Below are 22232 nucleotides of genomic sequence, written 5' to 3'. Positions count from 1 at the left end.
TTAGATGATTGGCGTACCTAATACATTAAAAGCCCTGACCATTGCAGTCAGGGCTTTTAAGGTACTATGGACTTCAGATTTAACATTAATGAACTTAATATTGATACTGCTGATGGTACTACTTAAAAATGCACACGTTTAATGCAGATAATATTGGGTACTGAACTCAAAACCTCCCTCTATTTCTCTATTAACTCTTTCGCCATCTTATAAGAACCACAAAAATGGCACTGTAAACACGTACATTCCCCCTTGCGACATATACTCTTCGATGCGTGGCCTTACTGCAATTGTCATATTTCAACTACACTAACCCAAATCACAATTTTATAGCTCTACAACATGGCCTTACATCTCGTCGCGCTTTCCTCGTCAATTTGCGATTGAATATCTCAACTACATAGCCTTAAAGCACTGCCAACTTATAAACGTCTTGACTGCTAGTCGGCATCCCATACAAAACACTTCGTAGCCTTTATCGCAAATTGTTTTTCGTACCTGACTAATGCTTTCTACTATAACAGCCAGATTTAGATGCCATCGCTGTTGACCCCTAATATACGAATTTAATAATCAGCGTCAACACTGTTTTTAATAACAGTATTTCGTTTACTGAATTACCTGGTTTTCTGGTATAAACAGGTCGTCAGATTTTTTTCATATCAATTAATAGATTGTAACATCTAATGAAATACTGATTTGCGCCACTACCGCTGATTAAAATCATACAAACTGATTATCTGTTCGAGAACAGTAATGCAATCGACAATCACTCCCAGGGACGAAGTGTATTAACGCCTCGCGGGTCGCTGACGCATAGCGCCCGGCGGATATCCATTAATGCGCTTAAAAGCTCTGCTAAACGCTGCCTGTGAGGCATAGCCGAGGCGAAGAGCAACGGTCTCGATTGCGATCTTTTCGTGAATAATCCAGTGACCTGCGATGCGCATTCGCACCTCCCTTGCATAGCGCTGTGGAGGTATGCCGATGATTGATTTGAAGCGTTCAGCAAAAACAGAACGTGACACATGCGACTGGGCAGCAAGCTCAGCAACAGACCACTCCCGACCCGTATCGCGATGGATGGCCAGAATTGCATGGGCCAGCCGTGGATCACGTAACGCAGCGATCAATCCAGCGGCGTTCTCGCTGCCATTTTCGATCCATCCACGCACAATCATGGCAGCCGCCACTTCTGCCAGGCGGGCCAGAATGCCTGCAAAGCCAGCGCGTCCGGAACAGATTTCGAATTTCATCGCGCCAAGAATGGGAACCAGCCCCGGATAAATCTGTTCATTTGCCTCAACCACTATGGCTTGCGGCATCAGTTTTCCAAGGCCCTGCATGCCACCGAGATCGAACGCCATACAGCCATAAAACAGAACCGTGCTGGGTGTTGGATGCGAACTCGGGCAAGTATTGATTCCGCTGACGGCTTCACCCAAAGGAGCAGAGCCTAACGTGTCGATATGTTGAACTGAACAGCTCACATCCGATACAAGCTGATGATCCCCACCCTGCGGCATGAATACCATGCTTCCGGCCTTCAGTTCATGCAACGTACCGTCGTGTGTGCGAAGCAGAGCAGTACCCACTGCGATGTAATGAAAATAGGCATGTCCCGGTCTGTTGCTAAAACCAACGCCAAACTCAGAGCCAGTCTGTAAACGGCGATACTGCACGCCACGCAGGCGCATCTCCTGCAGCAATTCACTGATGAGCTCGGATGACAGGGCAAAATGTTTATTCACAGGCATAATCGGCGTTTCGGGTAAAAAATCAGGATGGGGCATCATAGATCGTCCTGCCCCTCAACTCTAGACTTGGCGTTGTAATTTTTCACCAGGAAGAGAGTGTTATGAGAAATGAATCAACTGAAGCTTTATCCGCGAGTTTGAACAATTCGGAACCCAAAGAATCCGCATGGATGGCTGTAATTTCACTGACTATGGGCGTGTTTGGCTTGCTGACGGCAGAATATCTTCCTGCCAGTCTGTTGACACCCATGGCTGCCGATCTCGGTGTGACCGAAGCGCTTGCTGGCCAGGCTGTAACGGTAACGGCGGTAGTGGCCCTGTTTGCTGGCCTGATGGTTCCCCGCCTGACGCGTAATTATGACCGCCGAAACGTTTTGCTTGGTTTTACGGTGCTGATGATTGCCTCCAACTTGCTCGTCGCTCTTTCATCCAGTCTGGCTGTTCTGTTAGTCATGCGCATTTTGCTGGGCATCGCGCTGGGAGGCTTCTGGAGTATGGCTGCTGCCGTCGCTATGCGGCTGGTCCCTGCGAAAAGCGTCCCGCGTGCTCTCTCCATTATTTTTAGCGGTATTGCTGTCGGAACCGTCGTTTCGATCCCGCTCGGCAGCTATTTAGGGGGGCTTTATGGCTGGCGTAGTGCTTTTATCGCTGCGACCGCGGTCGGTGTGCTGACACTGATCTTTCAGCTGTTTACCCTTCCCGGAATGGCACCGCGTAGAATGATGATAACGGCATCTGTCATGGATTTACTCCGCCGCCCAGGTATTGCGATGGGAATGACGGGGTGTGTAATTGCCCATACGGGTCAGTATGCACTGTTTACCTATATTCGCCCGGCTCTTGAAAATATTGCCCAACTTGATGTGGATCGTTTGTCTTTGGTACTGCTTGGATTTGGCATTGCAAATTTTATCGGTACGCTGCTGGCCGGGTGGCTGATGGAGAGAAGCCTGCGTCTTACACTGATAATCATGCCAGCGCTTGTCGGTTTCGCAGCATTAAGCATGATATTGCTGCCACTGGATGAAAAAGGATTGATGTTGTTCGTCGGGTTGTGGGGGATGGCATTTGGTGGTGTGCCCGTGGCGTGGTCAAACTGGGTAGCGCGTTCCGTTCCCGATCAGGCTGAAACCGCTGGCGGCATGGTAGTCGCAGCCGTTCAGTCCTCAATTGCTGCGGGCGCTGCGTTGGGAGGATTACTCTTCGGCATCAGCGGCGTTACAGGTGTTTTCATTACTGCGGGTTGCATAATGTTTTTTGCCACGCTCGTTATTGGATTAAAGGTGAGGGTCGCGCTGACCTGACCCCTTCACCTGTAACAGTCTTTCAAACAAAGGCCAGCTGAACCCGGCGGCTGGCCTGATAAAATGTGAAACTCCCTCCCCCCTTTTCGCTCTATTTATTGACCGCTGTATGCCAAAGACAGACACGCCTTCACGACTCCCGAATTCAAGAATTTGACACCCTGACTGCCGGAAGTTTGGTTGCGCAGAAATGGCAGTCGATCGCTATACCTGATGTGGAACCGCGACAGTGAATGGCATATCGGTGGTATTTCCAGGCAAGGCCATAACGGGCAAATCCCCCCTCTGGAACCGGTCAAGAGCCAGGCTTTTGTGGGTGGATACTCTTGGTGCGTCTCTCAACTTTTTCGATCACGCAACGGGCCGAAATGAGCAACATGCCACGCTTGGGCCGCTGAGGTTTGTCGTGGAGAAAGAGTCAGGCGAGTTGATTATTGGCATAGGTTGCCATGTTGAGCGCATTGACAGAGCAGGTAATAAGCTTCAGGTCGCACACCATAATGGCTGTTACACCGCTGACTTTGCGGAAAGACTCCCACAACTTCGGCTACCTGTGCAAATTTTATGGGCCGCCGATGACGAATATTTCGCTCCCCGTATCATTTAAGCGCCTTTATTCGGGCGAGCCTGAATTTCAATATTAATCGTTACGGTGTCATCAACAAGTGCGGCAAAGCTGTCCATATTGAATGCTGCACGCGAAATTGCTGTTGAGGCATGCAGCACAATGTTCTTAGTACCGGAGAGCTCACCAATTTTCGCATCCAGTGAGGCATTAAGGATCACCGGGCGTGTGACGTTCTTGATTTGCAGACGTCCAAACAACCGAAAATGTCCTTTTCCCAATGCCATAACACGACTACTGGTGAAAGCTATGTTCGGAAAGCTTTTTGCATCAAAAAAGGGACGGCTTTTCAACTGATAAGTTAACAAGGCATTGGAAGCCTCAAGAGAAGCAACCGGAATGGTAACGTCGATACGATCATCCCTTTCATTTCCTGCATCGAGTGTAATTTCTCCCGTCACCCTGCTCATGCAGGCTTTGGACACATCGCCAAATGCATGCCAGGAGAGTGAAATGGTCGTTTTTTGAGTGTTGACACTGTAGCTCGTAGGGTTGGCGTACACCGAAAATGGATGGAAAAAAATAACAACGGCGATTGCAGGCAAGATACGAGTCATATTGATAATCCTTAGAGTGATTATCATGTAAACACTTCAACCGTCATTTTTATTCGATTCAATTTCTCACTTCAATACTGAAAAGGTACCCGTAGCCCAGCACATTCATTCCTTACTGGCTTCATGATTGATAAGACGCGCACGGCAGACATCCAGAATTTCATCAGCCAGAGCGGAATTATCCGGGCAGGCACGAGACAACACCAGGGCACCCACAAGATGGGCGATGGTATCTATCAGGTCAGCGCGCGTGCCATTTTCAGCTCCTAAAACGGCGAGTTGGCGTTCAATTCCAGCCGCAAATGTCGCCTTGATTGACTCGGACTGCCGGGCGGTATCGGTGCCCAGTGCTGACATCACGCACCCTTTTCCCATATCATCGCGATGTTGTCGGGAGAGGTAGTATTCAATAAATTTTTCCCGGTCCACACCTGCCGTGCTGTCTGCAGAACGCGTAAAACCGCAGCTCATCGCTTCCGCCATCAGGTCTGCCTTGGAACCAAAGTGCTTGTAGAACCCGCCATGGGTTAAGCCTGCCGCTGACATCAGTTCCGCCACGCCCACGCCATCGTAACCGCGTTCGCGAAAGAGTTCTGAGGCCGTTTCAACAATGCGTGTCCGGTTTTCCCGAACCTGCTCTTTCGACACTTTCATGCTTTCCTGCCTCTCTTAAAAATAGAGTTTAAGTATACATTGATGATGACCGTAATCAAACGGGTTGACTTTATTGATTATGATCATCATCATTACATTGACACCATGACCCACCATTGACAGGCGAACAAACATGACGAATCAGACATTATTTCAACCCTATGAACTGGGTTCACTAACACTGGCCAACCACATCGTGATGGCGCCGCTGACACGTAACCGGGCCGGAGCGGGTCTGGTACCGGGCGAACTGGCGGCGACCTACTACGCCCAGCGTGCCACAGCAGGGTTGCTAATTACCGAAGCGACGCAGATCTCCGCACAGGCGCAGGGCTATCAGGATACGCCGGGGATCTACACGCAAGCTCAGATCGATGGCTGGCGCAAAGTGACTGACGCGGTGCATGCCAAAGGCGGGCGCATATTTGTACAGCTATGGCACGTAGGACGAATTTCGCATGTCGATTTACAGCCAGGTGGCGCTGCACCCGTCGCGCCGTCTGCCATTCGCGCTGGGACGAAAACCTTTGTGAATAATGGCTTTGCTGATGTTTCTGAGCCACGTGCGCTGGAGTTGCAGGAAATACCGGGGATTATTGACGATTTCAGAACGGCATCGGCCAATGCCATTGCCGCCGGCTTTGACGGCGTAGAGATCCACGGCGCAAATGGTTATCTGCTGGAACAGTTCCTCAAAGATGGCGCAAATCAACGTACTGATGAATACGGCGGCTCTGTCGAGAATCGTGCGCGCCTGCTGCTGGAAGTCACGGCGGCCGTAAAAGATGAGATTGGTGCTGACCGCACCGGCGTACGCCTTTCACCGGTGTCACCTGCTAATGCAATTTCATGCAGTGATCCGCAGCCACAATATGACTACGTCGCTGAACAACTCAATGCACTGGGCATCGTTTATCTCCATGTGGTTGAAGGTGCTACGGGCGGACCGCGTGATGTATCACCGTTCGATTACGACGCCCTCCGCCGGCGTTTTAAAAACACCTGGATCGGTAACAATGGCTATGACCTGGAACTGGCGTCCGCTCAGCTTGCGCAGGGTAAAGCCGATCTGTTCGCGTTTGGTCGCCCGTTCATCTCCAACCCCGATCTGGTCGAAAGGCTGAAGACGGGCGCACCTCTGGCCTCACTCAATCCTGAAACACTTTATGGCGGTGGCGCAGCGGGATATACCGATTACCCGTCGCTGACTGAGACCAGTAAGTAAAGCACCGGTGTGACGGTTCTTCATACATCGCACATGGCGAATTCTGTTTACACTTTAATAAAGAAGATCAACTTATGACTAAAGCTTCAGTTCTCATTACAGGCGCATCCACGGGTATTGGTGCGGTTTACGCTGAACGGTTCGCCCGCCGGGGCCACGACCTGGTTTTGGTTGCGCGCGACAAAACGAAGTTAGAAATACTGGCCGATCGTCTGCGACAGGAAAATGGCATTTCTGTCGATGTTTTGCCTGCTGACCTTACGCAAACGAGCGATTTAGCTGTGGTCGAAGCTCGCCTGCGTGAAGACGCGCAGATTGGCATTCTTATCAATAACGCGGGTATTGCACAGTCTGGCAGTTTTACAGAGCAGACAGCTGATTCAATAGAAACCCTTATCGCGCTTAACGTCACCGCCCTGACCAGACTGGCCAGTGCCGTGACACCACGCTTTGTGCAAGCGGGTGAGGGATCGATCGTCAATATCAGTTCCATCGTCGGGCTCGCCCCGGAATTTGCCATGACGGTTTACGGCGCCACCAAAGCCTTTGTGCTTTTCCTGTCTCAGGGAATGAATGTCGAGCTGTCATCTAAAGGCATTTATATCCAGGCGGTGCTCCCTGCCGGTACTTACACGGAAATCTGGGACCGTGCGGGTATCGACATCACTAACTCGGCAAAATTCATGGAAGTGGGCGAACTAGTGGATGCCGCACTGGTAGGTTTTGACCGCCGTGAACGGGTCACCATTCCGCCTTTACATAATGCTGCCCGCTGGGACACCCTCGATGCTTCGCGTCAGGCTCTGCTTTCAGACGTCAAACAAGACGAAGCCGCAGAGCGATATAAAGCATTGTAATTAATGAGGTGTACTGTGCAGAACGGTCTTCAGGCTGTTCTGCACAGCGGTAAATCCGACATAAATTCCTTACAGCCTGTCGTCTCATCAGCGATGAGAAACCTTAAACACATCATGAAGGCTTGATTCAGCATGACAAAAAAACGTGTAGCACTGGTTACCGGCGCGTCCTCGGGTATCGGCGAAGCGTCTGCCCGTAAACTTTTAGCCGCTGGATTTACTGTATATGGTACGAGCCGCCGTGGCGCCCGGGCGGGAAAACATCCGTTTCCGTTACTGACGCTGAATGTGACCGACGACGCTTCTGTCGGGGCCGCCATTGAGGAGTTGCTGCGTCTTGAGGGTCGGATCGATGTTCTGGTGAACAATGCGGGGTTTGGGGTCGCTCCGGCGGCGGCGGAAGAGAGTTCTGTCGATCAGGCCAAACTCATTTTCGACACCAACTTTTTGGGCATCGTCAGGTTGAGCCGGGCAGTGATCCCTCATATGCGCCGTCAGGGCAGCGGGCGCATCATCAATATCGGTTCGATACTCGGCATCGTTCCGTTGCCGTATGTGGCACTTTATACTGCCAGTAAGCATGCGGTCGAAGGGTATACCGGAGCACTGGATCATGAACTGCGCACACAGGGCATCAGAGTGTCTGTTATCGAACCTGCCTACATAAAAACACAGTTTGAAGCCAATAATATCGAGTCGGATGCAAAGCTTCAGGAGTATGACCAGATCCGGGCTAAGCTGACAAAAGTGGTGAGCAAGGCAATGGCTAAGGCGGAAAGTCCGGAGGTGGTGGCTGACGCAGTGGTTAAAGCGGCTCAGACTTTACGCCCGAAGGTGCGCTACACGGCGGGAAGGCTGGCAGGTCAACTGAACTTTATTCTCAGATTCGCCCCTGCGTCATTCCTGGATAAGGTGGTGCGCAAAAGTCTTCAGCTTGATGCGAAAAAATAAATGAAGAATAAGACGATGAAAGCACTTACGTTTAAACGCTATGGTAAATCCCCTGAGCTGGGATTCGATAACATCGATTGCCCTTCCCCCGATGATAATGAAATCCTGGTAAAAGTTTTCGCTGTGGGTCTGAACCCGATTGATAACATGATCCCAACCGGAATATTCAAACCGGTTTTGCATTTTAAACTCCCCGCCACATTGGGCAGCGATTTAGCCGGGGTTGTCATCGCTGTGGGGAGTCGCGTGAAGCGTTTCAAGCCAGGTGACGAAATTTTCGCCAGCACTTTCGACACGGGAACGGGTTCTCTTGCCGAGTTTACAGTAGTGCCAGAGAGCGCTGCAGCCATAAAACCCGCGAACCTGGATTTCGTGCAGGCGGCTTCGCTCCCGATGGTGAGCCTCACATGCTGGCAGGCGCTGACAGAGCGAGCCGGGTTGCAGCCTGGTCAGAAGGTATTCATCCCGGCAGGTGCCGGGGGAATTGGCAGTTTTGCCATCCAACTGGCGAAGCACCTTGGCGCACAGGTGGCCACGACAACCAGTACAGACAACGTCGGGTGGGTGAGTCATCTTGGCGCAGACGAAGTGATTGATTATAAAAAGCAGGAATTTGAAAACGAGCTGAGCGGCTACGATGTGGTTCTCGGCACGATCAGAGGCGATTCAATTGAAAAATCCACCCAAATTCTCAAGCCGGGTGGAAAGATTGTTTCTCTCACCGGTCCGCTAGATGCTGCGTTCGCCCGGTCGCGGGGACTAAACATCCTGCTGCGTTTAGTTTTCGGGCTGATGAGCCGCAAGATCATGCGTCTTACGAAAAAACGAGGCCTCATTTATTCATTTCTTTTTGTCCGTCCTGATGGCGATCGGCTCGCCCAAATCGGCAAACTCATTGAGGCGGAACAAATCCGGCCGGTGATCGACAAGGTATTCCCTTTTGTACAAGCAAAGGAAGCGCTTGCCTATTTGGGGCAGGGACACGCGAAGGGAAAAATAGTCGTTAAGATGCAAGAGTCATAACAAGTGAAATTTGACTCTGTCTGAATGAATATCGATAGAAAAAACGCCACTCAGTTGACGATATATTAAGGCCATTTTGATAGTTAGATTGAGCTGAAGCAGTCGAAACGTTTGAAGCAAAAGCTAAAGCCCTTAACGATCAAGCGAATGCCTTACGTGAATTCTCTTCCTCACTCTCCCTGGATACCGATTGACCAGGGTTAATGACTGGAGCCACTAAAGTGGCTCCCTTGACCTTGCACGCCCTTCCCTCCAATCTGTATGTCGTCGTCAGACAAACACATCAACCCAGGCCACCGCGCCCGGGTAATTTCATAATGATAAAACTTTCCGGGGCGGGTGTTGATGAGATTACGTTCACTGCAGGTTCTCTGTCTGCTCAACTTCTTTATCGCTGATGTCCGCGACGGACTTGGGCCGTTTTTAGGCATCTTTCTGGTGTCCCATCACTGGCGGGCGGAAGAAATTGGTCTGGTGATGACGCTTGGCGGTCTGGCCGGATTGCTGGCCACGTTCCCGGCGGGGATGATCGTCGATGCCACCCGATATAAGCGTCTGTTAATTATCGCTGCCTCCCTGCTCATTACCTTGAGCGCGCTTGCCCTTTGGTTTTTCCCGACGTCCGCGGTGGTGATTTTATCGCAAATTATTACCGGTATCGCGGCAGCGATCGTCGCGCCCACCATTGCCGGTATCACCTTAGGCATCACCGGTCAGAAAGGGTTTTTGTCACAGATGGGCCGAAACGAAGCCTTCAACCACAGCGGCAATATGGCGGTTGCGGTGCTGGCGGCGTTCACCTGCTGGATCTGGGGCACCGGGTCGGTATTTTTACTGATGACTACCATGGCGGTCTGCGCCGTGGCCTGCACATTAGCGATTAATAAAAACGATATCGATCATGATGTGGCGCGAGGGATTGAAAAGCACGAGGGCCCTGCCGTTTCTGTCTCAGTTCTGGCATTGCTGAAGCGGCCTGAACTGGCGGTAACGGGGATAACCCTGCTCCTCTTCCACCTGGCCAATGCGGCACAGCTGCCGATGTTAAGCATGCAGGCCGCTTCCTCTCCCGCAGGTTCTCTGTTCACGCCTGGTACTTATGCCGCTCTCACGGTGGCGATTTCTCAGGCGGTGATGATCCCCGTGGCACTGCTTACGGCGAGGTACGCCTCACAGTATGGCTACGCCAGGCTTATCGTCATTGCGCTGCTCGTGTTGCCATTTCGGGCAGCGATTGCGTCCTTCTGGAGCAATGAATTCGTTTTATTTCCCGTGCAGGCGCTGGACGGTGTCGCTGCCGGTATTTTGGGCGTGGCCGTCCCCGGGCTGATTGCCACACTGTTTAATGGCTCAGGGCATATCAACGCCGCGCTTGGGCTCGTAATGTTACTGCAGGGACTGGGCGCCTCACTCAGCCCGGCGTTGGCTGGCACCATTGTCAGCCACACCTCATGGAGCTTCGCTTATCTTATTTTGGCGGCCATCGCGCTCTGCGCCCTTTGCATCTGGCTAATGTTCAGCAGGCACGTGTTTAAATCACGTCAACCTGAGCAAAAGACGTTGATGGGGGATAAGTAAGTTGAAAACAGATTGGCATAGCGCATTCCTGACACGAACCACACTTGTCGATAAAAATTACAAAAATACCCAGAACGTTCGTCGCTTTATGGTTAAAGCGTGTGGGGAAAACTTTCGATTCGATCGGGAACTCATGATGTGGATACGTAATGAAGATCCCAAAACATTGGGGGACGTGGTAGACGAGTGGAAGCGCAGACATCTGTCCTAATCATGCCCCCGCCATGGGGAAATGCCTAGCCGAACAGTTTACCCCTCTTTTTGGACAGCGCGATACCTATCTGAAAAGAGCCGGTGCAATCAGACAAACCGTAGATAGCTATCCTGGCTATCCCGACAGAATATCATTGTGCGAGATACCCGCTGGCGAAAATGCCTTTCTTATTAACCACATCTATCAGCCTGCAAATACGCCCTATTTCGGCTCTCACGCAATATTTGTATGGGAAGGATGTACCAAACAAGGCTTTTACATCAATGAATTACCCGAAGTAATGAAAACCCGAGTTCTCTCCTTACGGGCCTAATACTGGGATAAGTGGTGGGTAATCGATATTCGCGGAAATAACCTTCGCCTGATTGCCTGTATCAGTTTCGAGTCACAGGAATTGTTTGTTAAGCACATAGTGACTCATAAAGAGTATGACCGGCTAACGGATCATTACAGGAGTAACAAACAATGATGCAGACAGCAGAAAAATACCGGGCGGCCTTAAACGCGACTGCGGTACTGGTTCAGGAATTTCCTTTTCTGAAGGCAAGTGCTGTGACCCTTTCCAAAGCGGAATATGAGGCTGCCCTTGAGCTCGTGGAATACCTGATTGATCATAATGATGAAAACCCACTGATCCACGTACTGGCTGATAAAATCGAGGCCTACGAAAATTCCGCCCCCGAGTTTGCCCAATGGAATGCATCACTGGCCGGGCTGCCAAAAGCAGTCGCCATGCTTGGGGTCATCATGGATCAGTACAATCTGAATCAGGGTGATTTCAAAGAGGAGATCGGGGGCAAATCCCTGGTCAGCATGATCATGAAAGGCGAACGCAAGCTGACGCTCGATCACATGCGTAACCTCTCCCGTCGCTTCAGCATCCCGGTCGCCACGTTCATTGATTGATTTTTTGCCTCAAAAACGAGATAGCCGCCGCACAGGGCGGCTTTTTTGTCTGCTGAATTCAGTGGGAATGCTGTATCTCCTTTGGCGTTAATGTAACTGGCAAGCGTTCAGGTTTTGTTTCATTACGCCGATAACGTAGATATCCACTCTTTCGTATAAGGCGTCACCTGTGACAAAACGCACTCACATACTGCAGTTCAGGCTGGGCCTGCTGCTGCTTCTCTCTCTCTTAAGCGTTGCGGCCCTTGCCGCTCTCTGGGAGTTTCATCTTGAAGGGAGAGTGCTTCCGGCGCTTGGTATCCCCTATGATGGTAGCTTCGAGGACGCCGAACGCTGGCGTTTTATCATTACCTCCACAACATTTGCCACGCTCTCGCTGGCAATACCTGGACTAATCATCCGGCGCTTGATCATCTCGCTGAGTCAGGGCTACCTGGCAATTCTCGATGCGCGACAGGAAGCATTTCGTCTTGCACGTCATGATGAACTGACCGGACTGTATAACCGCCGCATTTTTATTGAAAAGCTGACACTGGTGCTGACAGGGGAAAATCCCACTGCGGCTGTCATGATTATCGATCTTGATAGATTTAAACCCATCAATGATACCTACGGTCACGCGGGGGGCGATGATGCTCTTTGCGAGATTGCGGGCAGGCTCCGTGCATTCAGCAACAAGGAGATTACTGTTGCTCGCACCGGAGGCGATGAATTTGCGGTGATCGTATCGGGCGTGATCGACCGTGAAGAGCTCGCCGTGCTGGCGTCACGCATCTGTACTTCACTCTCACAGCCGCTGACGTCACTGCCACATCCTCTTTCAGCCGGTGTCAGCATTGGGATCGCGCTTTTCCCGGACGATGCCAAAACGGCAGACGCGCTGCTGCGTTGTGCTGACACTGCGATGTACCATACGAAAAGCACGGAGCGGGGCACCTTTTGCTTCTATGATCTTTCTTACGGGGAGGCAGTACGTAGCAGAGAACAGTTTGAGCGTGAAATTCGCAGCGCAGTGCTTAACAACGAGTTTGTCCCCTGGTTCCAGCCAGTCATCAGCCTTCACAGCGGAAAGATTTCAGGATTTGAGATTCTGGCTCGCTGGCATCATCCGGCGCGAGGCATACTTATGCCTGCCGATTTCATTAATGAAGTGGACCGCACCGGCTGTATGCCTGCTATGACGGAATCCCTACTTCGCCAGGCGTGCCGGCACTTTCGCGATCGCTATACGGACATGACTCTTGCATTAAATATCCCTGCTTCCATGGCAGAAGACCTGACGCTGCCGCAAACCATCCAGCGCCTGCTCGGGGAAGAAGGCCTGCCGCTGTCGCGGCTCGAGATTGAAATTACCGAAGATACGCTTATCGCGAACATGGCCAGCGCCAGAATAAACCTGGATAAATTCAGGGCCATGGGCGTCACCGTATCACTTGATGACTTCGGCACCGGATACTCCGGCCTCTATCACCTGACACAGCTGTCAATTGATAAGATTAAGATTGACCGTTCTTTTATCGCACTCAAAACGTCCAGGAAAAATCAGATGGTGGATGCGATCCTGGCCATGGGAAAAAGTCTTGAGATGCAGATAACGGCCGAAGGAATAGAACAGATGGAGGCGGCACGCTGGTTGTCTGCGCACGGTTGCGACTTTGCGCAGGGTTGGCTTTTTGGGAGGCCGGTCCCAGCAGACGAGATACCCGGACTTTTTACCGGTGAAGCTTTAAAGGAATTCGGCGCTAACATAAAGGACCCGCTTTCTCATTCATGATACAGCCTGCTTTCGTTGCCACGTTAAGTCTTAACTTTAGTGCGGTACAGTCATCCGAAAACTCTCATCGGGATAGCAAAAATGTGCATGCCCATCTCACATGAGTAATGGGCAGTTGTACTGCGTTGTGGGTTAGATGTCACACTTTCATTGTAAGTACACCGCTTTTGCGACGAAAATTCAGTTTTAGCAGCACGTCGTCAACCTCAGCCCGTTTATGTTCCAGCAGAGAGGAGATATTATCCTGGGTGATAGCGTCACCTTTTTTTATAATTTTCAGCACGGCATAGCCTATTTCGCAGGCAATCACCCGGGCCTTTTCTTCATCCAGAATCATTATTTACCCCAATAAGAATAATCGGGGATTCTAACATGAAAAAATAAGATATAGCAGGATTGAACAGAAACCCTTAACGCGACCACACCGGATTACCGGCAATGTGCGCTCCGACTCAAGATGAGTTAACAAATAGGGACAGAGGGTATCGCACGATTAAATTCATTTATCTGATAATTATCACTTTCCCTGCCCTAATGCATTTATACCTTAATAATCAAAACAATAGTCTATACACTGCGCAAGGGCATGTTGTGGTACAAAGCGCATGATAATGAATTCAATGGATTATTATCCAATGTTCTGCTAAAGCTGCCCTGTGACGTAAAATAAAAAAACAGAACATGCATTTTATATATAAAAATCCCGTCTTATTTATTAAGCTTAACTTATACGGCAGGGAGTTATTTTATATCGCCGTGTAATAAAATTGAAACAATTCATGCTCACAGTTAACGACAGGAATAAATCAAACAGCGCAACATGCCAGGCAAACCGTGCTCTGGTAATAAAGGGGAAGACAGGTTAACAGACATGATCAGCCAAAACGCAACGGTGGGTCCGCTGGACAACCCTATTTTCATATTAACACCCGCTGGTGAATTGTCTTCGCCCGCCCTGAGGGATGACCGGTCTGTGGCCGATCTCTGTATCAAAAAGGGACCGGCGATCGTCCTGGTCAGTGCCCCGAATGGCATAACTTCAGAGCAAAAATTAGCTGGGATCCTGCGGTATTTTGAAGAGGATGAAAAGCGGCCGCTGATGATATTCCCGCAGACACTCCCTGAAGACGATGAAAAATTCAGGGCAATATGCAGCGGGCTGAGGGCGGGTCACTGGGTGTTTGTCACCCTGTCCGGGCCGGTTACGGGTGATCCCGACACCGTCATCCACAGGATACGGTCCTGCTTTAGCGATGCACGGTCTTAATAATCAAAACGGACCCGGATAAAGCCACGGGGGGGGATTCCTGCCCTGGTCGCATGACTGCACCGTGCCAACCGCCGACGTGGCAACCGCCCCTTCGAGTGATGAATAAATATGGGGCTACCTTTAGCTACGACTGAAAACCAGCTTCAGACCAGCAATAGCAAAGCAGCAGGCCGCCAATAGTGCCCACATCATCGACCCACCTATCACGCCGCCAGCCAGAGCCAACGCCGCTCCACGACCCTTATTCATTGCCGTAGCCATAATAGCCATGTTGCTCGGTCCGGGGCTGGCAGTGGCGATAAAGTAAGTGGAATAAATCAGAATTAATTCATGGGATAGCGCCACTCTTTCCTCAGCGGTAAGGCTGTCCTTTGCGTCTGTTATAGCTATTCGCGCAAATATTTACTATGTCTTGTCGCTGATTTCTTCACCTGACAGAGAACAACCCTGCCGACCAGGTAATTCCTTAAGTGTTTCAAACTGAACACCGATACAATGCACCCGTCTGTCAGCATGATCGCCACGCTGAACACCCTGCCCACACCGGCGCGCAAGGCTGCTGTTGTCAGGTTATGATGGGGTTGGTGCGCTTTGTGCCAGAAGTGGACGTAGCTAAAAATGCATTTGGGTATTTGAAAACGATTTCAGATGGCACTTTTTTACGCAATAGTCGGCAGTCCAAAAATCATCTCAGACGAGACCAGAGGCTTTTCACCTATTAACGACATGGAAACAAGATGCTTTTGCCAGATGTGAGCTTTACACAAACCCACTACCCAGCGTCATTTCAATGATGAATCGTCCGCTGTTTGTCTCTCTGGACGGTCCCAAGGGGGTCGGTAAAACCACACTGTTGGAGGCCATTGCCAAAGGACTCAGGGCTGATAACAAGAAGGTGATCCGACTGTGCGAGAAAAAAAGCGATCCTTTCAGGAAAGAAACCATGGCCCTTGTGAACAGACTCGCCAGAGATCCCTCCCTGGATTTGGAACTGGAGGTTTGTGCGCGCTTTGCTGATAGCCGGGCATGGATTTCCCAGCATGTGCTGTCTAAACAGCCACCGGACAGCATCATCCTGATGGATCGTTGGTACCCGTCGGATGCCGCGTTTCGCCGGATGGTTCCCTTTGCAGAGATTTTGCAGCTAAACCTCGAGAGAAATGTGCGAACGCCAGATCTGCATGTCGGGGTGGTTACAGCGCCGGAGATTTCATGGGCCAGGGCCGCAGCCAGAACGCGTGGACTGAGCAGTACGGTGATTCACAAGCTGGACGATCATGTCGCGTGTACCGATGCGTTCGAGCGAGAAGTTGCAGATAACGGCTGGGTTTTATGCCGTAATGACGGACCGCTCGACGTCGCAACGATGCACGTTATTTCTGAAATCTACAAAGTGTCTGGATGCCCGTAGGCATCCACTTAAACCCCGACCCTATTCCTGACCAAACAACGGAATCGCTTTGCCGGTGATATAGCGCTTACGCAATTGGGCGGACACATAATCCATCGCCATCACGATCACCACCAGAATCAGGGTGATAAACATCACCACATCCCAGTTCCATAAACGCATATTCTCGGCATACACCAGACCCACGCCGCCTGCCCCGACAAACCCCAATACCGCCGCTGAACGGGTGTTCGACTCAATCTGATACAGACTCAATGCCAGAAACGCCGGGAAAGACTGGGTGAAAATCGCGTAGCGGTGCTTCTGCAACGCGTTCGCGCCCACCGCATTCAATCCCCTGCCCGGCGAGCGCTCGACCGCTTCGTGCCCTTCCGCATACAGCTTGCCCAACAACCCGACATCCTGCATCACAATCGCCAGCACCCCGGCCAACGGGCCCATCCCGACGGCGCGGACAAAAATCAGCCCCCAAATCGCCATATCAATGCCGCGCATAATATCCAGTAAACGCCGGACCACCAGCGCCACCGGCCGCAGCGGCTTCGATGACATCACATTGCGCGCCGCAAGGAACGACACCGGTAACGCCACCAGCGTGGCGGTGAGGGTGCCGGCAAATACGATCGCCAGGGTGATAAAGATCTGGTTGAAGTAATAGGCGAACGGCCAGTTGGCCACGTCATGCCAGACAAACATCCGCAGGAAATAACGGCTGATTTGCAGCGAACCGGTGGCGATCTGCGCCCAGCTAATGCCAAACATGTTAAAAAAGAAAATGTAGTAAGCCAGAATGCAGGCCGCCACCATCCCTGTCCGGCGCAAATACCGCCGCTGAACAGAAAACAGCTCGCTGTGCTGCGCTTTCAGGCTGTGCAATGTCTCTGAACCGGCTAATGCAATCATGCTGCTTTCCCCTCAACCACCCAGCGGCGTAACCGACCGGAGAGCGTATCCAGTAACGACACCACCACGATAATCAACAGCATGGTCATGCTCACCTGATCGTAACGATCCAGTTTGATATTGGTCATCAGCTCCTGACCTATCCCGCCGGCACCCACCAGCCCCAGAATGGTCGACTGACGGAAATTCACCTCAAGACGCATAAAGCTGTACGACAGAAACACCGGTTTTACCTGCGGCCACAGGGCAAAGCGCATTCTCTGCAACGGCCCGGCACCACAGGACGCCAGCCCGCGCCCCGGCTTGTCGGACGCACTTTCAATCGCTTCATAAAACAGCTTGGTCAGACTGCCGATGGTGTGCAATGCCAGCGCCATAAAGCCGGGGATCACCCCAATGCCAAAGGCCATCACAAACATCACCGCCCACGCCAGCTCCGGCATGGTGCGTAAAAAGGCCACCGCCGTGCGGATGGCATAGCGCACCGCAACCGGCGACTGGGTATTATCCGCCGCCAGAAAGGCGAGGATCACCGCGACGATCACCGACAGGATGGTGGCCGCTAACGCCAGATTCAGCGTCTCCCAGATTAACGGCAGCTGAATATGCAGACGGTAACCCCAGTACGCCAGCGATCCTTCCGTGTGCCCATCGGCAAACAGCAGTTTCCAGTGCAGAACGGGGACGGTTTCGGCCAGGTAATCGAAGAAATGCGGAAGGGATGACCAGACGGTGGTCAGGCTGAACTCAGAAAGGGTGCCGGAAGCCAGATAAAGTGCCAACAGAACCAGTGACCAGAGCACCGTATCGCGTTTTTGCCTGCCACGGATCTGCTGATAATAGCGCTCGAACTCAGTGTTTTGCATACGGAACTCTCTTGTGACAACGCCCTGCTCACCGAACAGGGCGTTGTCCGCAGTGACCTTAACGCGCGCCCTTGGTCAGTTCGCGTTTCATATCGATGATGTTTTTGTAGTCAGCCACGGTGGCTGGCGCAATGTGCTGCGTGCCGCCCATCGCCTTGATAAAGCAGCTGTGGTTGCTGGTGTCCAGCTTCTTGATGGCGGTAATCAGCTTCGCTTTGAATTCCGGATCCAGCTTGTTGCTCACCAGGATTGGGCCGTTAGGAATTAACGGCGATTCCCAGATAATGCGGATTTGCTTCATCAGGTCCGGGTGATCCATGCGGATCATGCGGGTGAACGCGCCGCTGGTGTAACCGGTGTTGTAATCACCGATCATTGACGCCCAGGTCACCGCGCCTTCGAACTGGCCGTTCAGCACGCCTAACACGTCCTGCTCATGGCCACCGGAGAAGGTCACGCTTTTGAAGAAGCCGTTGTACTTATCATCCACGCTGCCACCAAACTCTTTCTTGAACGCCTGGTTCGGGATCAGGAAGCCAGAGGTGGAATCCGGATCCGCCATGCCGAACGATTTACCCTTCAGGTCGGACAGTTTTTTGTACGGGCTGTCGGCCTTGACGATCACCACCGAGTGGTAACCGGTTGACTTATCGGTGTCGTCGGCCGCAATACCGACCACGTCCACCGCTTTCGGATCGTTGATGTAAACCGAGGCGTAAGACGACGGTGACATGCTCAGCACCATATCCACTTTGCCGCCCAGCAGGCCCTGGATCACGCCAGAGTAGTCGGAAGAGTTGCGCAGTTTGGTATCGGTACCCAGCTCTTTATCAAAGAAATCCTTCACGCACTGGTTATCACCAATCTGCTGCGTGGCGTTCTGACCACCCAAAATGCCTAAGTTCAGTTCCTTTGGCGTGGCAGCCTGAGCAACGCCAGAAGCCATCACGCTGGCCAGTACTGCCGATAAAAATAATTTTTTCATTGCTGAGTCCGTATCCCAAAAAGGTCTTAGTTAAGTTGCGTCATCTCTTCGCCATACAGCGTATGGAGAAGATCTTCTGTTAACTGCGACGGGTGCCCGTCAAACACAATGCGCCCTTTGGCAATGCCAATGGCGCGGGTGCAGTACTCTTTCACCAGCTCAACCGAATGCAGGTTGACCATCACGCTGATGCCGTTGTCGCTCACCTGACGCAATACATCCATAATGCGGCGGGTGTTTTTTGGATCGAGGGAAGCGACAGGTTCGTCGGCCAGCAGAATTTTGGGGTTTTGCATCAGCGCCCGGCAAATCGCCACGCGCTGCATCTGGCCGCCTGACAGGTTCTCGGCGCGTTGCAATGCCTGCGGCAGCATATTCAGCCACTCCAGCAGGCCAATCGCACGGGCACGATCCGCATCCGGGAACACTTTGAAGAAGGATTTCAGGGTAGAGGTCTGGCTGAGGCGGCCAAGCAGGACATTGGTGAGCACATCGAGGCGGGGAACCAGGCAGAAATCCTGGAAAATCATCCCGCATTCGCTGCGCCATTCGCGCATCTGGCGCGCATTCAGCTCAACGATGTTCTGCTGCTGACCGCCGTCGCGGTAATTAATAATTTCACCGTCCGTGGCCGGTAAGGTGCCGTTCAGCACGTGCAGCAGGGTGGATTTGCCCGCGCCGGAACGGCCAACCACTGCTACCAGCTCACCGGCGTGCAGATCAAAATTGATATCGTGCAACACGCGTTCCTGCGCGTTATAGGCTTTACCGAGGCCCTTCACTGCCAGAACTTTTTTCTGTGCTACCCGTAGCGGTGTGACGTCAGGAGCGGGAGCCGGTTTTAAAAGTGCCTGTGCCATAATATTTCCCGTAGTGAGTCAGGCGTTACGCCTTGTGCGCCCTATTAAGGGTGAACGGGGTGACGTTTTAATGACAACGGGATGATGAAAGCGTGACGCCGGAATGTGAAAGAGAAAACGCCAGCGCCATCAGGCCATTTACGCCGCGGGCTCGGCCAGCAGCGTCAGAAAATGGTCCAGCGTCTGGCTGAGCGGACCGTCATTATTCAGCATCCTGCAACATGCGGGCGCGCCTTCCGCCGCGCGGCGCAGCCGAAGGGCAATCTGCTCTTCGCTCTCCCTGCCCCGCTGACGCAGGCGCTGGGCAAGCACGTCAGGCGAGACCTGCAAACAGATCGGCAGCAGCTGTGGGCCATAACGCCGTTCGACGGCCGGCAGATGCAGCCGTGAACCGTTCACCACCACATCCAGCCCTTGCGAAAGCCAGAAGTCGATTTCGATGCCCAGCGCGTAGCGGTGCTGATGCGCCTGCCAGTCAATGGCAAACAGCCCTTTCTCTCGCCGCCGACTGAACTCGGCCTCGCTGAGGGCGACATGGTTTTCGCCCCCGGCATCGGCCGCGCGGGTGATGTAGCGATGGGCCACCAGCACCCCGGCGGGAGCCGTTTCCCGTAGCGCATCAAGCAGGCTGTCCTTGCCCGATCCTGACGCGCCCATCAACCAGATCAGCCTGGCCATCAGTAAACGGCCTTGCCTTTCGCCCACACCGAGCGCACGTAAACCTGCTTATGCTGCTTTACCAGCACCAGGTCGGCGCGCTTCCCTTCGGCAATCACCCCGCGATCGTGAAGGCCAATTGCGCGGGCCGGATTGCGGGTCACCATCGCAATCGCCGCCGGCAGGTCGTAGCCATTATCCGCATCGTTGGCGATACGGAAGGCCGCATCCAGCAGGCTGGCCGGATAGTAATCCGAGGAGAGGATATCCAGCAGCCCCAGCGCCGCCAGCTGATGCGCGGCCACGTTGCCGGAATGCGATCCGCCGCGCACGATGTTCGGCGCGCCCATCAGCACCTGCAAGCCCTGCTCACGGGAGGCTCTCGCCGCCTCTTCGGTGGTCGGAAACTCCGCTATCACGCTGCCGACCTGCTTTGACTCTTCAACGTGGGCCAGCGTGGCGTCGTCATGACTGGCCAGCGGAATGTTGTATTTGCGGCACCAGGCAGAGATCCCTTCGCGATTCGGCTTCGACCAGCGCTCGGCATAGCGCAGCTGGCTGGATTCAAACTCATCCATTTCCGCATCGCTCAGGTTGTATTTGCCCTGGAAATAGACGCGATACTTCTCCAGCGAGGTGTACTGACGCTGGCCCGGCGAGTGGTCCATCAACGACACCAGCGACAGTTCCGGCGTGCACATCAGCTGCTCAAACAGCGGCTGGGTGGAGTCATGCGGCAGTTCGCAGCGCAGGTGCAGGCGGTGCTCGGCGCGATTCAGGCCGTGCTTTTCGCTGTAGCGAATGGCGTTGATCATCTTCTCCAGATTATCCAGCCGGTGGCCGCCGTCACGCACGTCGCCAACCCCAATCGCATCCAGCACGGTGGTAATGCCGTTGGCCACCATCAGCGCATCGTGGCTGCTCATCGCCGAGTGGGCCGGCCAGTCCACCTTCGGACGCGGGGTAAAGAATTTGTCGAGGTTATCGGTGTGCAGCTCGACCATCCCCGGCATCAACCAGCCGCCTTCGCCGTCGATAGCGCCCGGCAGCTGGCTTGCGGTGTCCGAAAAGGCCTGGATTACGCCGTTTTCACAGGCCAGCGATCCGCTGACCACTTCTTTTTCCAGAATCAGTTTGACGTTATTGATGATCATAAGGCGCTCTCGGCAACAGGGTTCATCACATGCAGACGGTTGGCAATACGGTCGCGCACCGCGCTATCGTGGAAGATGCCGACGATGGCGGCACCGCGATCGCGGGCTTGTTCAATCAGGCTGACCACGGCGGCGCTGTTGGTGCTGTCCAGCGAGGCGGTCGGTTCATCCAGCAACAACAGCGGATAATCGGCGATAAAGCCACGGGCAATATTCACCCGCTGCTGTTCACCGCCGGAAAATGTTGACGGTGCCAGCCCCCACAGGCGGGAAGGCACATTCAGGCGGCTGAGCAGGGCTTTGGCCCGCTCCTCGCTCTCCTGACGATCCACACCGCGTTCCCGCAGCGGCTGCGCCACCACGTCGAGGGTGGTGATACGCGGGATCACCCGCAAAAACTGGCTCACCCAGCCGAGGGTGTCGCGGCGCAGTGCGAGGATCTGCCGCGCCGGGGCGCTGACCAGATCGATCCATTCCTGCTGATGCCTGACCCAGATATGGCCGCTGTCCGGCAAATAGTTAGCGTACAGCGAGCGCAGCAGCGTGGATTTTCCGCTGCCCGAATGGCCGTGCAGCACCACGCACTCCCCCGCCGCCACTTCCAGACTGGCATGCTGTAAAACCGGGAGCTCGGCACCGTGCTGATTATGCAGCACGAAGGTTTTCGACAAATTTTCGACGCGAAGTTGAAGAGTCATGTT

The 22232-nt window shown here is 52.9% G+C and carries 22 protein-coding genes and 5 pseudogenes; 15 read left to right on the top strand and 12 right to left on the bottom strand.

Translation table 11 applies throughout. The features are described from left to right. Window positions 1-791: 791 nt before the first annotated feature. Complete coding sequence (locus AC1UKS_RS08530; protein ID WP_482436444.1) at window positions 792-1796, bottom strand: AraC family transcriptional regulator; 1005 nt, start codon at window positions 1794-1796, stop codon at window positions 792-794. A gap of 62 nt (window positions 1797-1858) precedes the next feature. Between AC1UKS_RS08530 and AC1UKS_RS08525 the strand changes: the two genes are divergently transcribed. From AC1UKS_RS08525 to AC1UKS_RS08515, 3 genes and pseudogenes are all read left to right on the top strand, one after another. Then, the gene (locus tag AC1UKS_RS08525; protein WP_482436442.1) at window positions 1859-3061 is read left to right on the top strand and encodes an MFS transporter; all 1203 of its coding nucleotides are present in this window, start codon (window positions 1859-1861) and stop codon (window positions 3059-3061) included. A gap of 229 nt (window positions 3062-3290) precedes the next feature. Further along, window positions 3291-3494 (top strand): annotated as a pseudogene (locus AC1UKS_RS08520) (SMP-30/gluconolactonase/LRE family protein); the annotation flags it as partial. Between the two features lie 51 nt (window positions 3495-3545). Then, window positions 3546-3647, top strand: a pseudogene (locus AC1UKS_RS08515) (alpha/beta fold hydrolase); the annotation flags it as partial. Window positions 3648-3664: 17 nt separating this feature from the next. On the opposite strand, the gene AC1UKS_RS08510 reads toward AC1UKS_RS08515, so the two are convergent. Then, window positions 3665-4243: a YceI family protein gene (locus tag AC1UKS_RS08510; protein WP_482436440.1), complete on the bottom strand. Its 579-nt coding sequence runs from the start codon at window positions 4241-4243 to the stop codon at window positions 3665-3667. A gap of 105 nt (window positions 4244-4348) precedes the next feature. Next, a complete protein-coding gene (locus AC1UKS_RS08505) occupies window positions 4349-4897 on the bottom strand; it encodes a TetR/AcrR family transcriptional regulator (RefSeq protein WP_482436439.1) in 549 nt (182 codons plus the stop codon). A 133-nt stretch (window positions 4898-5030) separates the two neighbouring features. Here AC1UKS_RS08505 and AC1UKS_RS08500 point away from each other — a divergent pair, with 133 nt between their 5' ends. The 10 genes and pseudogenes from AC1UKS_RS08500 to AC1UKS_RS08455 all read left to right on the top strand — a co-directional run bounded on the left by AC1UKS_RS08500 (window position 5031) and on the right by AC1UKS_RS08455 (window position 13425). Continuing rightward, entirely contained in the window at window positions 5031-6122 is a 1092-nt protein-coding gene (locus AC1UKS_RS08500; protein ID WP_482436437.1) for an alkene reductase, read from the top strand. A 74-nt stretch (window positions 6123-6196) separates the two neighbouring features. Continuing rightward, window positions 6197-6979, top strand: coding sequence for an SDR family NAD(P)-dependent oxidoreductase (locus tag AC1UKS_RS08495; RefSeq protein WP_482436436.1), 783 nt, complete (start codon window positions 6197-6199; stop codon window positions 6977-6979). 132 nt (window positions 6980-7111) lie between these two features. Then, complete coding sequence (locus AC1UKS_RS08490; protein WP_482436434.1) at window positions 7112-7930, top strand: oxidoreductase; 819 nt, start codon at window positions 7112-7114, stop codon at window positions 7928-7930. Beyond that, entirely contained in the window at window positions 7931-8953 is a 1023-nt protein-coding gene (locus tag AC1UKS_RS08485; RefSeq protein ID WP_482436433.1) for an NADP-dependent oxidoreductase, read from the top strand. It begins immediately after the preceding gene. A 345-nt stretch (window positions 8954-9298) separates the two neighbouring features. Beyond that, complete coding sequence (locus AC1UKS_RS08480; RefSeq protein ID WP_482436431.1) at window positions 9299-10531, top strand: MFS transporter; 1233 nt, start codon at window positions 9299-9301, stop codon at window positions 10529-10531. Between the two features lies 1 nt (window position 10532). Next, a complete protein-coding gene (locus AC1UKS_RS08475; protein WP_482436430.1) occupies window positions 10533-10742 on the top strand; it encodes a DUF6434 domain-containing protein in 210 nt (69 codons plus the stop codon). 13 nt (window positions 10743-10755) lie between these two features. Then, a pseudogene (locus tag AC1UKS_RS08470) lies at window positions 10756-11055 on the top strand (DUF1203 domain-containing protein); the annotation flags it as partial. Window positions 11056-11058: 3 nt separating this feature from the next. After that, window positions 11059-11214: pseudogene (locus AC1UKS_RS08465) on the top strand (type II toxin-antitoxin system HigB family toxin); the annotation flags it as partial. Beyond that, entirely contained in the window at window positions 11211-11651 is a 441-nt protein-coding gene (locus tag AC1UKS_RS08460) for a helix-turn-helix domain-containing protein (RefSeq protein WP_482436428.1), read from the top strand. The pseudogene AC1UKS_RS08465 and the gene AC1UKS_RS08460, both read left to right, overlap by 4 nt. Before the next feature lie 169 nt (window positions 11652-11820). Continuing rightward, window positions 11821-13425, top strand: a complete 1605-nt coding sequence (locus AC1UKS_RS08455; protein ID WP_482436427.1) for a putative bifunctional diguanylate cyclase/phosphodiesterase — start codon at window positions 11821-11823, stop codon at window positions 13423-13425. Between the two features lie 139 nt (window positions 13426-13564). Here AC1UKS_RS08455 and AC1UKS_RS08450 read toward each other — a convergent pair whose 3' ends face one another. Further along, window positions 13565-13762: a hypothetical protein gene (locus AC1UKS_RS08450; RefSeq protein ID WP_482436426.1), complete on the bottom strand. Its 198-nt coding sequence runs from the start codon at window positions 13760-13762 to the stop codon at window positions 13565-13567. Window positions 13763-14296: 534 nt separating this feature from the next. Between AC1UKS_RS08450 and AC1UKS_RS08445 the strand changes: the two genes are divergently transcribed. Next, complete coding sequence (locus tag AC1UKS_RS08445; RefSeq protein ID WP_482436425.1) at window positions 14297-14692, top strand: hypothetical protein; 396 nt, start codon at window positions 14297-14299, stop codon at window positions 14690-14692. A gap of 168 nt (window positions 14693-14860) precedes the next feature. Here AC1UKS_RS08445 and AC1UKS_RS08440 read toward each other — a convergent pair. Beyond that, window positions 14861-15040: pseudogene (locus AC1UKS_RS08440) on the bottom strand (LysE family translocator); the annotation flags it as partial. A gap of 448 nt (window positions 15041-15488) precedes the next feature. On the opposite strand from AC1UKS_RS08440, the gene AC1UKS_RS08435 reads away from it, so the two are divergent. Then, complete coding sequence (locus AC1UKS_RS08435) at window positions 15489-16106, top strand: dTMP kinase (RefSeq protein WP_482436904.1); 618 nt, start codon at window positions 15489-15491, stop codon at window positions 16104-16106. Window positions 16107-16127: 21 nt separating this feature from the next. Here the strand turns inward: AC1UKS_RS08435 and phnE (AC1UKS_RS08430) are convergent, their stop codons facing one another. The 7 genes from phnE (AC1UKS_RS08430) to phnL form a co-directional block, all read right to left on the bottom strand. Further along, window positions 16128-17009: a phosphonate ABC transporter, permease protein PhnE gene (gene phnE, locus AC1UKS_RS08430; RefSeq protein ID WP_482436424.1), complete on the bottom strand. Its 882-nt coding sequence runs from the start codon at window positions 17007-17009 to the stop codon at window positions 16128-16130. After that, the gene (gene phnE, locus AC1UKS_RS08425; RefSeq protein WP_134824444.1) at window positions 17006-17875 is read right to left on the bottom strand and encodes a phosphonate ABC transporter, permease protein PhnE; all 870 of its coding nucleotides are present in this window, start codon (window positions 17873-17875) and stop codon (window positions 17006-17008) included. Before phnE (AC1UKS_RS08425) ends, phnE (AC1UKS_RS08430) begins: the two co-directional genes overlap by 4 nt. A 58-nt stretch (window positions 17876-17933) precedes the next feature. After that, complete coding sequence (phnD, locus tag AC1UKS_RS08420; RefSeq protein ID WP_265910854.1) at window positions 17934-18860, bottom strand: phosphonate ABC transporter substrate-binding protein; 927 nt, start codon at window positions 18858-18860, stop codon at window positions 17934-17936. Window positions 18861-18886: 26 nt separating this feature from the next. After that, on the bottom strand, window positions 18887-19720 hold the full coding sequence (phnC, locus tag AC1UKS_RS08415) for a phosphonate ABC transporter ATP-binding protein (protein WP_482436423.1): 834 nt from the start codon (window positions 19718-19720) through the stop codon (window positions 18887-18889). Window positions 19721-19858: 138 nt separating this feature from the next. Beyond that, window positions 19859-20398: a ribose 1,5-bisphosphokinase gene (gene phnN / locus AC1UKS_RS08410; RefSeq protein WP_265910856.1), complete on the bottom strand. Its 540-nt coding sequence runs from the start codon at window positions 20396-20398 to the stop codon at window positions 19859-19861. After that, a complete protein-coding gene (phnM, locus tag AC1UKS_RS08405) occupies window positions 20398-21531 on the bottom strand; it encodes an alpha-D-ribose 1-methylphosphonate 5-triphosphate diphosphatase (protein WP_482436422.1) in 1134 nt (377 codons plus the stop codon). Before phnM ends, phnN begins: the two co-directional genes overlap by 1 nt. Further along, window positions 21528-22229, bottom strand: coding sequence for a phosphonate C-P lyase system protein PhnL (gene phnL / locus AC1UKS_RS08400; protein ID WP_482436421.1), 702 nt, complete (start codon window positions 22227-22229; stop codon window positions 21528-21530). The genes phnM and phnL overlap by 4 nt, the downstream gene beginning before the upstream one ends. Window positions 22230-22232 lie beyond the last annotated feature (3 nt).

This window comes from Erwinia sp. AK-PDG3-5, from assembly GCF_056821705.1.
Note: the sequence above shows the minus strand (reverse complement) of the source record. Positions and strands in the feature narration are given on the sequence as shown.

Coding starts and splice junctions, on each gene's coding strand:
- AC1UKS_RS08530 (WP_482436444.1), bottom strand. CDS start 1,796: ATGATGCCCCATCCTGATTTTTTACCCGAAACGCCGATTATGCCTGTG.
- AC1UKS_RS08525 (WP_482436442.1), top strand. CDS start 1,859: ATGAGAAATGAATCAACTGAAGCTTTATCCGCGAGTTTGAACAATTCG.
- AC1UKS_RS08510 (WP_482436440.1), bottom strand. CDS start 4,243: ATGACTCGTATCTTGCCTGCAATCGCCGTTGTTATTTTTTTCCATCCA.
- AC1UKS_RS08505 (WP_482436439.1), bottom strand. CDS start 4,897: ATGAAAGTGTCGAAAGAGCAGGTTCGGGAAAACCGGACACGCATTGTT.
- AC1UKS_RS08500 (WP_482436437.1), top strand. CDS start 5,031: ATGACGAATCAGACATTATTTCAACCCTATGAACTGGGTTCACTAACA.
- AC1UKS_RS08495 (WP_482436436.1), top strand. CDS start 6,197: ATGACTAAAGCTTCAGTTCTCATTACAGGCGCATCCACGGGTATTGGT.
- AC1UKS_RS08490 (WP_482436434.1), top strand. CDS start 7,112: ATGACAAAAAAACGTGTAGCACTGGTTACCGGCGCGTCCTCGGGTATC.
- AC1UKS_RS08485 (WP_482436433.1), top strand. CDS start 7,931: ATGAAGAATAAGACGATGAAAGCACTTACGTTTAAACGCTATGGTAAA.
- AC1UKS_RS08480 (WP_482436431.1), top strand. CDS start 9,299: ATGAGATTACGTTCACTGCAGGTTCTCTGTCTGCTCAACTTCTTTATC.
- AC1UKS_RS08460 (WP_482436428.1), top strand. CDS start 11,211: ATGATGCAGACAGCAGAAAAATACCGGGCGGCCTTAAACGCGACTGCG.
- AC1UKS_RS08450 (WP_482436426.1), bottom strand. CDS start 13,762: ATGATTCTGGATGAAGAAAAGGCCCGGGTGATTGCCTGCGAAATAGGC.
- AC1UKS_RS08445 (WP_482436425.1), top strand. CDS start 14,297: ATGATCAGCCAAAACGCAACGGTGGGTCCGCTGGACAACCCTATTTTC.
- AC1UKS_RS08435 (WP_482436904.1), top strand. CDS start 15,489: ATGAATCGTCCGCTGTTTGTCTCTCTGGACGGTCCCAAGGGGGTCGGT.
- phnE (WP_482436424.1), bottom strand. CDS start 17,009: ATGATTGCATTAGCCGGTTCAGAGACATTGCACAGCCTGAAAGCGCAG.
- phnE (WP_134824444.1), bottom strand. CDS start 17,875: ATGCAAAACACTGAGTTCGAGCGCTATTATCAGCAGATCCGTGGCAGG.
- phnD (WP_265910854.1), bottom strand. CDS start 18,860: ATGAAAAAATTATTTTTATCGGCAGTACTGGCCAGCGTGATGGCTTCT.
- phnC (WP_482436423.1), bottom strand. CDS start 19,720: ATGGCACAGGCACTTTTAAAACCGGCTCCCGCTCCTGACGTCACACCG.
- phnN (WP_265910856.1), bottom strand. CDS start 20,398: ATGGCCAGGCTGATCTGGTTGATGGGCGCGTCAGGATCGGGCAAGGAC.
- phnM (WP_482436422.1), bottom strand. CDS start 21,531: ATGATCATCAATAACGTCAAACTGATTCTGGAAAAAGAAGTGGTCAGC.
- phnL (WP_482436421.1), bottom strand. CDS start 22,229: ATGACTCTTCAACTTCGCGTCGAAAATTTGTCGAAAACCTTCGTGCTG.